A 12,639-nucleotide genomic window follows, 5' to 3' on the forward strand; every position below is an offset into this window, starting at 1 on the left:
CCGCTTGCGCGCGTCCACCGGGTGGTCTGGGGACCGCTTCGGCATCGTATAATGTGGTCTGTAATCTGGAGGATCGAATGAAAATTGCAAAGGACACCGTCGTGTCGGTCGCTTACAAGCTATCGGATGCGCAGGGCAATCTGATTGAGGAAAGCGACGAGCCGATGGTCTATCTGCACGGCGGCTATGATGGCACGTTCCCCAAGATCGAGGAAGTGCTGGACGGGCAGGAGCCGGGCTTCGAGACCCAGATCCAGCTTGAGCCGCAGGACGCTTTCGGGGAATACGATCCCGATCTCGTGAAGATCGAGCCGCGCAACCGCTTCCCCGAGCCGCTCGAAGTCGGCATGCAGTTCGAAGGCACGCCCGAAGAAGGCGACGAAGATCTCGACTCGCTCATCTATACGGTCACGGACGTCGCCGAAGACAAGGTCGTGCTCGACGGCAATCATCCGCTTGCGGGCATGGCGCTGCGTTTCGCGCTCACGGTCAAGGAAGTGCGCGTAGCCACCGAAGACGAAATCGAACATGAGCACGCGCATGGCGCGGACGGCCTCGAAATCGTCGACGAAGACGAAGAAGACGACGGTGACGAAGGCGCCGCGAAACCCACCCTGCACTAATCGCGAATCAATGCGCGAAGCCGCCTGACGCCGGTGCGCCGGGCGGCTGTAGCTGGTCAGGCGGCGGGCCTTTGCCGCCGCTGTTTCCACCGCTGTTTCCACCGCTGTTTCCACCGTTGTTTCCACCGTTGTTTCCACCATCCAGGCCGTTCTGGCCGTTCGCATCATTCCGACCGTTTAGTCCATTCTGGCCACCCTGCGTGGGCCACGCTGGCATCAGCACGCCGTTCCCGGCCGGCGGCAAGCCGGGAGGCACGGCGGTTCCCGATGCGCCAGGCGTCGCGGGCACGACGTCAGGCGACTGCGGCATGCCGGGAATCTCGGTCACATCCGGCATCGATGACACTTCGGGCATTTCCGGCATCGCGGGTGACGATCCCGCGCCCGGCGAGTATGGCGACGGCTGCGCGGGCAACAGTGGCAGATGTTTCGGTACATCGCGCACGCTCACGCGCAGCGGCGTGCGGCGTGCCATGTCGGCGTCCACCTGCAGCCATTGCGTGAGCGGATCGCGCAGTGAGAACGCGATCCGCGTGACGTTTTCTATCCTTGCTCCCTTGTCGTTACGCAGCGGCTGATCGATCGTAAAGCCATGGGCGAGCTTCGAGTCGTCGGCATTCACAATGATGATCTGGCCACGGAAAATCTCGGCGAGCTTCACGAGGCTGCGGCGCAACTCCAGATAGCCGTCGCGCGGTGCACGGTGAAAGCGCAGCCATGCGAAGCGGTCTGGACGCTCGTAATGCTCGGGCATCGCGTTGCCTTGCATGAAGATGACGATTGCGCGCGCGTTACGGCGCTTCGCATACTCGGCCGCATGTTCGAGCCAGAAGCCGTTGGCGATCACGCGGTCTTCGAACTCGCCATTGCGCCCGCCCGCATTGAGATAGTGATTGTTGCCGTCCGGCACGTTCAGCCCGATGAACACGGTGTCGCCGAGTTGCCAGCGCACGTTTTCCCGATACGGCCGGAAGCGCGAGACTTCGCTCTCGCGCGTGAGCGTCAAGGGGGTTTGGCCGAGCGCGTTGGGATCGGAGAAGAAGTTCTGGCGCAGGAAGTCGAGTCGCTCAGCGGGATCGTAGGCGCCCGAGCCGTTCATGCCGCAGGTGACCCAGTCGCGTTCGCCGGGCACGAACACGAGTGGCGCACGTGACGCATCGAGCATGTCGTGACGCCGCTCGTAAAGATGGTCGGCGCAGGTTTCGCGTGTGCCTTTGAGATTGCCGTCGTAGACCGTGAAAGCGATTTGCGGATCGCGCCCGATGGCGTCGATGAGCCGCTGCGCCGACGCCTCCTCGGACTGCGACGTGAGCGCGTTCGCCACGACCGCGAAGGCATAGCGAGGCGACTGCGCAAACGCCGCGAGGGGCGAACCCAGTGACGAAGCCAGCATCAACGCGCAGGACACACGGCGCATAATTTTCAGATAGCGCGAGCGGGGACTGCCGCGGCCCCCCGGTTGTGGTGGCCGCGGCGGCGTCGCGAGGCGACGCTCAACGTTTCGCGTCCGGCGCCGTGGCCAGCTCATGCAGTTCGTACAACAGGTCGAGCGCGTCGCGCGGGCGCAGTTCGTTCGGATCGAGTTCGCGCAGCCGCTGTGCGACGAGCGACGCGCCACGGTCCTCCTCAACCGGCGCGGCGCGATCTTCCGCGAATCGCGCCGCGTCGTCATACTCGGCGGCGGGCGCGGCGAACAGGTCGAGTTGCGGCGTGGGCTGCCCCGCCGATTGCTGCTCCAGATGCACGAGATGCTTGCGCGCGGCGCGGATCACGGCGGCAGGCACACCCGCGAGCTGCGCGACCTGCAGGCCGTAGCTCTGGTTCGCCGGGCCCTCCTGCACTGCATGCAGGAAGACGATGCCGTGGCCATGCTCGACGGCTGAAAGATGCACGTTTGCCGCCTGCGCAAATTCGGCCGGCAGTTGCGTGAGCTCAAAGTAGTGCGTGGCGAAGAGCGTGTGGCAACCGTTGTGCGCGAGCAGATGCCGTGCGATGGCCCACGCGAGCGCGAGGCCGTCGAACGTCGACGTGCCGCGCCCGATCTCATCCATGAGCACGAGGCTTTGCGGCGTGGCGTCGTTGAGAATGGCCGCGGCTTCGGTCATCTCGACCATGAAGGTCGAGCGGCCGCCCGCGAGATCGTCGGCGGCGCCGATGCGCGTGAAGATGCGGTCGATCGGCCCGAAGCTTGCGCGCTTCGCCGGCACGTAGCTGCCCACGTAAGCGAGCAAAGCGATGAGCGCGGTCTGGCGCATGAAGGTCGATTTACCGCCCATGTTCGGGCCGGTGATGAGCAACAGCTTGCGCTCGGCCGAAAGCAGACAGTCGTTGGCGATGAACTGCTCGACCTGCGCTTCGACCACAGGATGGCGGCCTTGCTCGATCTCGATGCCCGGCGCTTTCGTAAACGTAGGCGCATTCCAGTCGAGCGCGCGGGCGCGTTCCGCGAACGCGGCCAGCAGGTCGAGTTCCGCGAGCGCGGCGGCCACGCGCTGGCAATCGGGAATGAATGGCAGCAGCGATTGCAGCAGTGCGTCGTAGAGTGCTTTTTCGCGCGAGAGCGCGCGTTCCTGCGCCGAGAGCGCCTTGTCTTCGAACGTCTTCAGTTCAGGCGTGATGTAGCGCTCGGCGTTCTTGAGCGTCTGGCGACGGCGATAGTCGTCGGGAACCTTGTCGGTCTGGCCGCGTGTCACTTCGATATAGAAGCCGTGAACCTTGTTGTACTCGACGCGCAGATTGCCGATGCCGGTGCGCGTGCGCTCGCGCGTTTCGAGGCCGAGCAGGAACTGACCGCAGTTCTCGGAGATGTCGCGTAGTTCGTCGAGATCCGCGTCGTAGCCGCGTGCGATCACGCCGCCGTCGCGGACCATTGCCGCCGGTTCCGGCGCGACCGCGCGCTGCAGGAGCGCCGCGCACTCGGCGGGCGGTTCGAGCGCCTCGGCAATGTGCGCGAGCGACGTAGCCGCGCCGCTCGCGGCTGCGACCTGTTCGCGCAGCGCGGGCAGCGCCGCAAAGGTGTCGCGCAGGCTCGACAGATCGCGCGGGCGCGCGGAAAGCAGCGCGAGGCGCCCGGTAATGCGCTCGACGTCGGCGATCTGGCGCAAGGCACTGCGCAATGTATCGATGCTCGCTTGCGGCGGCGCCTCGAGCAATGCGCCGATGGCCTGCTGGCGCATTTGCGCGATCGCGGCTTCGCGCGGCGGGTGATGGAGCCAGTGGCGCAGCAAGCGGCTGCCCATGGCCGTGCTGCACGTGTCGAGCAGCGAGCAGAGCGTGGGCGATTCGGTGCCGCGCAGGGTTTCCGTGAGTTCGAGATTGCGGCGCGTGGCCGGATCGAGCCCGATGTATTCCGATTCGGCTTCGACCTTCAGGCTGCGCACGTGGCGCAGTTGCTGGCCCTGCGTGGCCGCCGCATAGAGCAGCAGCGCGCCCGCCGCGCCGCACGCGCTCGTGAGCGTTTGTGCGCCGAAGCCGTCGAGGCTCGCCACGTCGAGCTGGTCGCACAGGCGTTGCTTGCCCGAGCCGACGTCGAAGTGCCAGGCGGGAACGCGGGTGAGCGCACCCGATCCGGACGGCGGCGCCCAGGCGGCGGTTTCCGCTGGCATTTCCGCGACGAGGATTTCCGCGGGCCGAATGCGCTCGAATGCCGTGGCGACCTGTTCCGGCGCGACTTCCGCAAGGCGCAACATGCCGCTGGCGAGATTGAGCCACGCGAGGCCCACGTTGACGGTCACGCCGCGCCGGTTGTGGCCGGGACAAACGGCCATCAGGTAGACGTCGTTCTTGTCGGAGAGCAGGGCGGCGTCCGTCAGCGTGCCAGGCGTCACCACGCGCACGACCTTGCGCTCGACGGGACCCTTGGAGGTGGCCGGGTCGCCGATCTGTTCGCAGATCGCCACCGACTCGCCCAGCTTCACGAGCTTCGCGAGATATTGCTCGACCGCATGATGCGGCACGCCCGCCATCTTGATCGGATTGCCCGCTGAGGCCCCGCGCTGCGTGAGCGTGAGGTCGAGCAGGCGCGCGGCCTTCTCGGCGTCCTCGAAGAATAGCTCGTAGAAGTCGCCCATCCGGTAGAACACGAGCGTGCCCGGATGGTCGGCCTTGATGCGCAGGTACTGCTGCATCATGGGAGTGTGTTGCGCGATCTCAGCTGCGCCTGCGGTGTTTGTAGCCATCCTCGGTGTCTTGCTAGGGGTTCAGGGCGTGAGTTTAACGCGCGCCGATTGCATGTAAAGCCAGCCTTTCGGCTAACGCCGTCACAGGTGCTCCCGTCATTCGTCGACCAGCGCCTGCAGGTCCACGGTGCGCGCGTTTGCCGCACTGTGCCGCATGGCGAGCCAGATCATCGTGGAAACGAATACGCCGAACACGACGATGATCCACTGCACGGGGACCTTCGCGGTGAGCAGCAGCGCATACGCGCCAAGCATAAGCAGCACCGCGAGATTCTGATTGAAATTCTGCACTGCGATCGAGTGGCCCGCTGACAGCAGCGTCGCGCCGCGATGCTGGAGCAGGGCGTTCATCGGCACGATGAAAAAACCGGCGAGCACGCCGAGCAGCACCATCAATGGGTACGCGAAAAGCAGATAGAAGGGCACGATGAATGTGCCGAAGCGCACGCCAACACCTTGCGGAAAGAGGCCTTTGCTGTAGAACGCCATGCCTATCGCCACGGCGCCGCACAGCACGCCCACGGGCAGCACGCGCAGCGAGGCGCGCAGCGACACCCATGCGGCTGCCGCGCTCGCGCCGAGCGCGATGCCGAGTCCCGTCACGCCCTGCATCACGGCGGCTTTCGAGAGCGAGAGTCCGAGATTCGCGTCGGCCCACTTGAGCACGAGCAGTTGCAGCGTGACCGCCGCGCCCCACATCAGGGTCGTGACCCAGAGTGCGATCTGCGCGAGCTTGTCGGTCCAGAGCACGTTGAAACTATGCGTGAAATCGCCCATGAGACGCGCCGGCTCCCTGAGCCGGTTCTCGTAGCGCGCGCCCGTGTCGGGAATGCCGATGTTGATGATCGCGGCGAACACATACGTGATCATCACAGCGAGCATCGCGAGGTCGGCGGCCGAATGGATGACCGGCAACGGATGACGCGTGACGAAACGGTCGGCGTAAGTCGAGACGAGTGCGCCGCCCATCATCGTGCCGACGATGGTGGAAAGCACCGTGGCCGATTCGAGCCACGCATTGGCGGCGACGAGCTTTTCGCCCGGCAGCAATTCAGTCAGGATTCCATACTTTGCGGGCGAGTAAGCCGCTGCGCCGAAGCCGACTACGCCATACGCGATCATCGGATGCACGCCCGCGATCATCAGCAGACAGCCGCATGCCTTGAGCGCGTTCGAGACGAACATCACGTGGCGCTTTTGCAGGGCGTCGGCAAATGCGCCCACGAAAGGCGCGAGCAGCACGTAGGAGATCGTGAAAAAGATCTGCAGGAGCGGCGTGACCCAGGCGGGCGAAGCAATCACCGTGAGCAGCGCAATCGCTGCGATGAGGAGCGCGTTGTCGGCGAGCGACGACACGAACTGCGCGGCGATGATCGTGTAGAAGCCTTTTTTCATCGGATGCGTGCGTGCTCCTCTTGCAGCAGGGCGACGGGCGAAACAAAAAAGCGGCCGAAGCCGCTCGATGCGCATGCGTGGGCCAGGCCTGACCTGGCGCGCGCTTTGCACGCGTCGCGGTGGAACAAGGCGTGCACCGCGACGCGCACGGGCGCTTACGCCGCCTTGGGGACGCGCGTGTACTTGGAGAGGATCGGCACCATCTGCGCGTAGATCTTCGGGTTGCCCGCGACGACTTCGCCGACGTGCAGGAAGTCCGAGTCGCCCGTGTAGTTGCCGATCAGACCGCCGGCTTCCGTCACCAGCAGGCCGCCCGCGGCGACGTCCCACGGGTTGAGGCCCTGCTCGAAGAAGCCGTCCATGCGGCCGGCGGCGACGTTGGCCAGATCGAGTGCGGCCGCGCCCGGGCGGCGCAGGCCCGCGCACGCGTTGGTCATTTCGGCGAACAGATCGCAGTAGCTGGCGAGGCCGTCCTTTTCGCGGAACGGGAAGCCGGTGCCGATCAGGCCGTCGGCGAGACGGTCGCGGCGGCCCACGCGGATGCGGCGGTCGTTCAGGAACGCGCCGCGGCCGCGCGAGGCGGTGAAGAGATCGTTACGCGTCGGGTCGTACACCACGGCTTGCGTTACGAGGCCCTTGTGTGCGAGAGCGATCGAGACGCAGTAGTACTGGAAGCCATGGATGAAGTTGGTGGTGCCGTCGAGCGGATCGATGATCCACTGGTACTCGGACTCGTTCTCCGACTGGCCCGATTCCTCGGCGAGGATGGCGTGGTCGGGGTAGGCGGTCTTGAGCGTTTCGATGATGGCGGCTTCGGCCGCCTTGTCGATTTCCGTGACGAAATCGTTGTGCTGCTTCTTCGCGACCTGCACGAGGTCGAGGTCGAGCGACGCACGGTTGATGATCTGTCCGGCGCGGCGCGCGGCCTTGACAGCGATGTTGAGCATGGGATGCATGAGCCAGGATCCTTGTTGTCCGGCGCTCGCGAAGGCTTGACGCGCGCCGGTGGTGCAAAAGATAAAAGCGTCTAACGATTGGACAGGGCGCGGGCCTCGATCGGACCTGCGGAACCTGTCCCGTCAACGGAGACGAATTGGATAAGAGCGGAGCGCGGCTGCGCTGTTTGCCAGCGACTTGCCGGGCGCCTGGCGGGCAGCAGAACGGCTGCACGATTCGCCCGGCGCGCGCGAAACCGCCATTTTACCCGAGTATCGGCATTCCTACGGCTTCTCTCGGGGAGGATATCGGGATTTCTATGGATATGACGTTCGGCCAGCATGCTCGCCTGCGCAACCGTGGCGCACGGCAGCCTTGGGCGGCAGAAAGCGCATGGGCGGACATCGCCGTGCCGCGAGGCGCGCTAACATACACATTCCACTATCCTTTTCGCGGTTAGAGAACCATCTTGGCGCACCCCGACTCACCTGATTCCCACGCAACGGCGCCGGCTTCCGGCGACGCTCACGAGCCGCTGCGCGGCGGCTTCACTTCGACCCGCTTCGTGCTCGTCGAGCCGAGCCACCCCGGCAATGTCGGCGCGGCAGCGCGCGCGCTGAAGACCATGGGATTCTCGCGTCTCGTGCTGGTGGCGCCGCGCGTGCCGCAGGTCCACTGCGACCCGGAAGCCGTGGCCATGGCGAGCGGCGCCGACGACGTGCTCGCGGCCGCGCACATCGTGCCGACGCTTGCCGACGCGCTGGCGGGCGTGCAATGGTCGCTCGCGCTCACGGCGCGCACGCGCGAGTACGGGCCGCCGCCCGCTGCGCCGCGCCAGGCGGTGCAGGACGCCTGCCGCCAGGTGGCGCACGGCGGCGACATCGCACTCGTGTTCGGCAACGAGCGCACGGGCCTGTCGAATGACGACGTCGAGCGCTGCAGCGCGCTTGCTCATATTCCGGCTAATCCCGCCTATAGCTCGCTCAATCTTGCCCAGGCGGTTCAGGTGCTCTCCTACGAACTGCGCCTCGCGTACCTCGGCGAGAGCGCGCCCGCTGCCGCGTTGCCGGCGGCAGGCGGTGCTGCCCAGCCTGCGGCCGGGTCGCCGCTCGCGACGAGCGAAGATATCGAGCGCATGTACGTGCACCTCGAGAACGCGCTCATCGCGCTCGAATTTCTCGACCCCGTCAATCCGAAGAAGCTGATGTCGCGCCTGCGGCGGCTCTTCGCCCGTTCGGGGCTCGAGCGCGAGGAGGTCAATATTGTGCGCGGCATCGCCAAGCACATCCTCATGCTCAAGGGCAAAGGCGAAGGCAAGGGCGAGAGCCGTTGATCCTCTGCGCCGGCAAGGCTGCGTCCGCGCCGGCGTCCAACCTTGCCGCCGACGGGGACTTCCGACCTCAAATCGGCTTTGCGCCTACAATCGGCTGAAAACCGGCTAAAAATTCATAAGCAAATGCGCGCGGCTGCAATAGCCGTTGTGCCGCTTACGCGCACGCTGCGGCGTCGCGCTGCCGCCATTCCCCATGTTTCACACGTTTTTAGCGTGACTGCCATGTTCAAGAGACTTCGCGAAGACATTGCCACGATCCGCGAGCGCGATCCTGCCGCCCGCAGCGCGTGGGAGGTCCTGACCTGTTATCCGGGTCTGCATGCGCTCGTGCTGCATCGCTTCGCGCATGCGTGCTGGCGCGCGGAGCGCCGCTGGCTCGCGCGCTACGTTTCGCAGATCGCGCGTTTTCTGACGGGCATCGAGATCCATCCGGGCGCGACCATCGGCAGGCGCGTGTTCATCGATCACGGCATGGGCGTCGTGATCGGCGAGACGGCCGAGGTTGGCGACGACTGCACGATCTACCAGGGCGTGACGCTCGGCGGCACATCGCTTACGCGTGGCACGAAGCGCCACCCGACGCTAGGTCCGGGCGTGATCGTCGGTGCGGGCGCAAAGGTGCTCGGCGGCTTCACGGTCGGCGCCGGGGCGAAAATCGGCTCGAACGCCGTGGTCGTGAAGCCGGTGCCGGAAGGCGCGACGGCGGTGGGCAACCCCGCGCGCGTCGTCGCGCCCGCGAAGACCGCGCCGGTGCAGGCCAGGCCGGCTTCGGCGCGCGAGGGCTTTTGCGCATATGGCATCACGCCGAATGCCGACGATCCGGTTTCGCTCGCGATCCACGGCTTGATCGACCACGCGGCTACGCAGACACAGCGCGTCGATGCCATCGTCGTCGCGCTCGAGCGGCTCGGCGCGCGACTCGAGGCGCTGCATGGCGCCGATGCGGCGCTCGCCGAATTGCGGCGTCTGTCTGAGGGGCTGGAATGCGGCGGGCCGCAAGCCGAAGCGGCGAGCCGCGAAGAAGAGAAGGCGCCTGCGCGCGTTTGAGGCGTGGCGCGAGGAAGGTGCCAAAAGCGAGGTGCTAAAAGCGGCGCACCTCAGTCCAGCGGCAAGACCCTGAACCCTTCGGCATCCACGCGCAGATAGCCGCCGCGCGGCTTGCCGTGATCGAGATCCCAGTCGGGCAAGACCCAACGCGTGCCGCCGGGCTCCTGGTGTCGCGCCGGCCGGTGCGTATGGCCGTGCACGATGGTGTTCGCACGCGCGCGCTTGAAAAGCGCAGCGACGCCTTTAGCCGTGACGTCGTACTTCGGCAGGCGTGGACCGCTGCGTTTGCTCTCGCTCGCCTGGCGCGCCCGCTCGGCGATCGCACGCCGCCAGCGAAACGGCCACGCAAGAAACAGCAACTGCACGAGCCGGTTGCGCGCGAGCTTGCGAAAGAGCTGATAGCCGTGATCGTCGGTGCACAGCGCGTCGCCGTGCGCGAGTGCGAGGCGCGTGCCGAACGCGGTGATCGCGATGGGGTCGGGCAGCCAGATCGCGCCCGCGGCTTTCATGAAGCGCTTGCCCATCAGAAAGTCGCGGTTGCCGTGCATGATGTAGAGCGCGATGCCGCGCTCGGAGAGCGTATGCATCAGCGCAGCCATGCGTGCGGGGAACGGATCGGTGAGCATGTCGTCACCGATCCAGTATTCGAAGAGGTCGCCGAGTATGAACACCGAGTCGGCCTGATCGGCCGTCACCCGGATGAAGCGCTCGAACGCGGCGACCGTGCGCGGAATCCCTTCATTCAGATGCACATCGGAAATGAACAGGAACGGACGAGCCGCGTGCGGGCGCTTGCCCTCGCCGGGCACGCCCGCGGCAGCGTGTCGTAAAGCTTTTTCCTGCAGCATCGATGAAGGGTGTGCGTGAGAGTTGTATGAAGCTTATTCGACGACGACAGCCTTCTCGATCACGACGTCGTCGACCGGCACGTCCTGATGGAAGCCCTTCGAGCCCGTCTTGACCTTCTTGATCTTGTCGACCACTTCGAGGCCTTCCACGACCTTGCCGAACACGGCGTAGCCCCAGCCTTGCGGCGTCGGCGACGAGTGGTTCAGGAAGTCGTTGTCGGCGACGTTGATGAAGAACTGTGCCGATGCCGAATGCGGGTCGTTGGTGCGCGCCATGGCAATCGAGCCGCGCTCGTTCTTCAGGCCGTTGTTCGCTTCGTTTTCGATCGACGCTTCGGTCGGCTTTTGCTTCATGGCGGCGTCGAAGCCGCCGCCCTGGATCATGAACCCGTCGATGACGCGGTGAAACACCGTGCCGTCATAGTGGCCGCTCTTCACATAGTTGAGGAAGTTGGCGACCGTCTTCGGGGCCTTCTCGGCGTTCAGTTCGAGCTTGATGACGCCGTGGTTCGTGTGCAGTTCGACCATGATGGGATCCTTTGCCTGTGGCTGGGGGAATGAACGTCGCTGCATCGGCAAGAGGCGGGGCATGTTACCCAACGCGTGTGCCGGCGCCGCGACGTGCGACGGGTGAGGGCGGCGCTGCCGCCCGGTTAGTCGATGATTAACTGGCGTGTTGCCGGCGTTTTTACTTGCCGACGACGGTAGCCGACTCGATCACGATTTCCTTTTGCGGCACGTCGGCCATCGGGCCGCGCGAGGTCGTGGGCGCCGCTTCGATCTTCTTCACGACGTCCATGCCTTGCGTAACCTTGCCGAACACGGCATAGCCATTGCCGTCCGGGTTCGGATAGTCGAGGCCCGCGTTGTCGACCGTATTGATGAAGAACTGCGCGGTCGCCGAATTCGGGTCGCTCGTGCGCGCCATCGCGATCGTGCCCGTGAGGTTCTTCAGGCCGTTCCTGCTTTCAAGCGCGATCGGGGCGCGCGTGGGCTTCTCGACGAAGCTTTGCGTGTACCCACCGCCCTGGATCATGAAGCCGCGAATCACGCGATGAAAGATTGTGCCGTTGTATTGGCCAGCCTTCACGTACTGCAGGAAATTGTCGACGGTCTTCGGCGCTTTCTCCGGATAGAGCTCGACGCGAATGTCGCCTTCACTGGTCTTGAAGAGCACTTGCGGATGCGCGGCGGCCGGCTGGCCGTTTTGCGCAAAGGCGGGTGCGTTCGCGATCAGGGCGGCGCTGCCGAGCGCCAACATCAACCATTTCATGAGTATCCTCGGAAGTGCGGGAAAAACGCGGCGCGCAGGCTGCGCGCCATGTGTTAGTTCGATGGCGCCACAAAAGGCGGCATCGCGAGCGACCCCGTCGAGCCGCCGAACTGGTACGCGGGGTTGCTGAGCGCGGGCACGACGGCCGTTGGGCTCGCTTCCGATGCGCCTTCTGCCGCCGCGGCGCTCGGCTTTTTCTGCGCGGGCGGCGGCGAGATGATCTTCGCGATGTCGGCCTGGCGCTGCTGCGTGGTGCCACTTGCGTGGCCAAGCGTTTGCGCGCGGCGGTATGACGCATCGGCCAGACGCAGGTACAGGTCGCCGAGATTTTCCCACGCGAGTCCGTACGACGGGTTCGCCTTCACCGCGGTTTCGAGCGCGACGCGCGCCTCGTCGTAGCGGCCATGCTTCGCGTAAAGCGCCGCGAGATTGTTGTAAGGCTCGGGCAATTCGGGGTAGAGCTGCGTGAGTTCGGTGAACGCCTCGATCGCGTCGTCGTCGCGGTTCAGGCGCGCGAGAATGGTCGCGCGCTTGAACTTCGCCTGTACGTCGCGCGGATTCGTCTTGATGCGTGCGTCGAGCTGGCTGAGCGCGCCAGCCCAGTCGTGCTGGCTGATCGCCGCGTCGGCACCCGGCGTGGCGTCGGATGTCGCCGGGGGCGCGGCATGCGCGATGCTGACACTGCACAGCACGATCGCGACGCTCGAGAGAGTCGACGCGGCAAGGGTCGCAGCACGGGGCGCGCGGCCGCTGGAAGGTTTCATAGGGTGAGGTCGCGGTGTTATACTCCGAGCCATTCTAACAAAAGGTCTGTGCGTTTTCGTCGCGCGCTTTGTCCCTCGCCCGTTTCATTCGCATTCCGGGCGCGCTGCGCGAGTCGCCGGGCTTTCCAACGCCACTCGTGGTCGTCTCCGCGCCGATAGCAACCTGATTGCAGTCCGGACGCCGACAGACAGCAGCCTGAGCAATGCGGGCATCACCCGCTGGCTGCGGTCGGCGCCGCCGC

The 12,639-nt window shown here is 65.5% G+C and carries 11 protein-coding genes; 3 read left to right on the forward strand and 8 right to left on the reverse strand.

Annotated features, from left to right (window positions below):
• Positions 1-77: 77 nt before the first annotated feature.
• Positions 78-623, forward strand: a complete 546-nt coding sequence (locus tag M3I54_RS20345) for a peptidylprolyl isomerase (RefSeq protein WP_254339135.1) — start codon at positions 78-80, stop codon at positions 621-623.
• A gap of 7 nt (positions 624-630) precedes the next feature.
• Here the strand turns inward: M3I54_RS20345 and M3I54_RS20350 are convergent, their stop codons facing one another.
• The 4 genes from M3I54_RS20350 to M3I54_RS20365 all read right to left on the reverse strand — a co-directional run bounded on the left by M3I54_RS20350 (position 631) and on the right by M3I54_RS20365 (position 7,152).
• Complete coding sequence (locus M3I54_RS20350; RefSeq protein ID WP_254339137.1) at positions 631-2,016, reverse strand: hypothetical protein; 1,386 nt, start codon at positions 2,014-2,016, stop codon at positions 631-633.
• A 100-nt stretch (positions 2,017-2,116) separates the two neighbouring features.
• Positions 2,117-4,801 carry a DNA mismatch repair protein MutS gene (mutS, locus tag M3I54_RS20355; protein ID WP_254339139.1) on the reverse strand — a complete coding sequence of 895 codons (2,685 nt, stop codon included), beginning with the start codon at positions 4,799-4,801 and terminating at the stop codon, positions 2,117-2,119.
• Positions 4,802-4,897: 96 nt separating this feature from the next.
• A complete protein-coding gene (gene lplT / locus M3I54_RS20360; protein ID WP_254339141.1) occupies positions 4,898-6,196 on the reverse strand; it encodes a lysophospholipid transporter LplT in 1,299 nt (432 codons plus the stop codon).
• Positions 6,197-6,351: 155 nt separating this feature from the next.
• A complete protein-coding gene (locus M3I54_RS20365) occupies positions 6,352-7,152 on the reverse strand; it encodes an inositol monophosphatase family protein (RefSeq protein ID WP_254339143.1) in 801 nt (266 codons plus the stop codon).
• A 449-nt stretch (positions 7,153-7,601) separates the two neighbouring features.
• Here M3I54_RS20365 and M3I54_RS20370 point away from each other — a divergent pair, with 449 nt between their 5' ends.
• On the forward strand, positions 7,602-8,465 hold the full coding sequence (locus M3I54_RS20370) for an RNA methyltransferase (RefSeq protein ID WP_375542172.1): 864 nt from the start codon (positions 7,602-7,604) through the stop codon (positions 8,463-8,465).
• A gap of 222 nt (positions 8,466-8,687) precedes the next feature.
• Entirely contained in the window at positions 8,688-9,512 is an 825-nt protein-coding gene (gene cysE / locus M3I54_RS20375; protein ID WP_254339152.1) for a serine O-acetyltransferase, read from the forward strand.
• A gap of 50 nt (positions 9,513-9,562) precedes the next feature.
• On the opposite strand, the gene M3I54_RS20380 is transcribed toward cysE, so the two are convergent.
• From M3I54_RS20380 to M3I54_RS20395, 4 genes are all read right to left on the reverse strand, one after another.
• Positions 9,563-10,360: a UDP-2,3-diacylglucosamine diphosphatase gene (locus M3I54_RS20380; RefSeq protein ID WP_254339154.1), complete on the reverse strand. Its 798-nt coding sequence runs from the start codon at positions 10,358-10,360 to the stop codon at positions 9,563-9,565.
• Positions 10,361-10,393: 33 nt separating this feature from the next.
• The gene (locus M3I54_RS20385; protein ID WP_201697203.1) at positions 10,394-10,888 is read right to left on the reverse strand and encodes a peptidylprolyl isomerase; all 495 of its coding nucleotides are present in this window, start codon (positions 10,886-10,888) and stop codon (positions 10,394-10,396) included.
• A gap of 160 nt (positions 10,889-11,048) precedes the next feature.
• Positions 11,049-11,633, reverse strand: a complete 585-nt coding sequence (locus M3I54_RS20390; protein ID WP_028204111.1) for a peptidylprolyl isomerase — start codon at positions 11,631-11,633, stop codon at positions 11,049-11,051.
• Positions 11,634-11,686: 53 nt separating this feature from the next.
• Positions 11,687-12,397, reverse strand: coding sequence for a M48 family metallopeptidase (locus M3I54_RS20395; RefSeq protein WP_254339156.1), 711 nt, complete (start codon positions 12,395-12,397; stop codon positions 11,687-11,689).
• Positions 12,398-12,639: the final 242 nt, after the last annotated feature.

The sequence above is a fragment of the Paraburkholderia sp. CNPSo 3274 genome, assembly GCF_024206475.1.
Classification (GTDB): domain Bacteria; phylum Pseudomonadota; class Gammaproteobacteria; order Burkholderiales; family Burkholderiaceae; genus Paraburkholderia.

Excerpts from the sequence above, each read along its gene's own strand:
- M3I54_RS20345 (WP_254339135.1), top strand. The coding sequence starts at position 78 with ATGAAAATTGCAAAGGACACCGTCGTGTCGGTCGCTTACAAGCTATCG.
- M3I54_RS20350 (WP_254339137.1), bottom strand. The coding sequence starts at position 2,016 with ATGCTGGCTTCGTCACTGGGTTCGCCCCTCGCGGCGTTTGCGCAGTCG.
- mutS (WP_254339139.1), bottom strand. The coding sequence starts at position 4,801 with ATGGCTACAAACACCGCAGGCGCAGCTGAGATCGCGCAACACACTCCC.
- lplT (WP_254339141.1), bottom strand. The coding sequence starts at position 6,196 with ATGAAAAAAGGCTTCTACACGATCATCGCCGCGCAGTTCGTGTCGTCG.
- M3I54_RS20365 (WP_254339143.1), bottom strand. The coding sequence starts at position 7,152 with ATGCATCCCATGCTCAACATCGCTGTCAAGGCCGCGCGCCGCGCCGGA.
- cysE (WP_254339152.1), top strand. The coding sequence starts at position 8,688 with ATGTTCAAGAGACTTCGCGAAGACATTGCCACGATCCGCGAGCGCGAT.
- M3I54_RS20380 (WP_254339154.1), bottom strand. The coding sequence starts at position 10,360 with ATGCTGCAGGAAAAAGCTTTACGACACGCTGCCGCGGGCGTGCCCGGC.
- M3I54_RS20385 (WP_201697203.1), bottom strand. The coding sequence starts at position 10,888 with ATGGTCGAACTGCACACGAACCACGGCGTCATCAAGCTCGAACTGAAC.
- M3I54_RS20390 (WP_028204111.1), bottom strand. The coding sequence starts at position 11,633 with ATGAAATGGTTGATGTTGGCGCTCGGCAGCGCCGCCCTGATCGCGAAC.
- M3I54_RS20395 (WP_254339156.1), bottom strand. The coding sequence starts at position 12,397 with ATGAAACCTTCCAGCGGCCGCGCGCCCCGTGCTGCGACCCTTGCCGCG.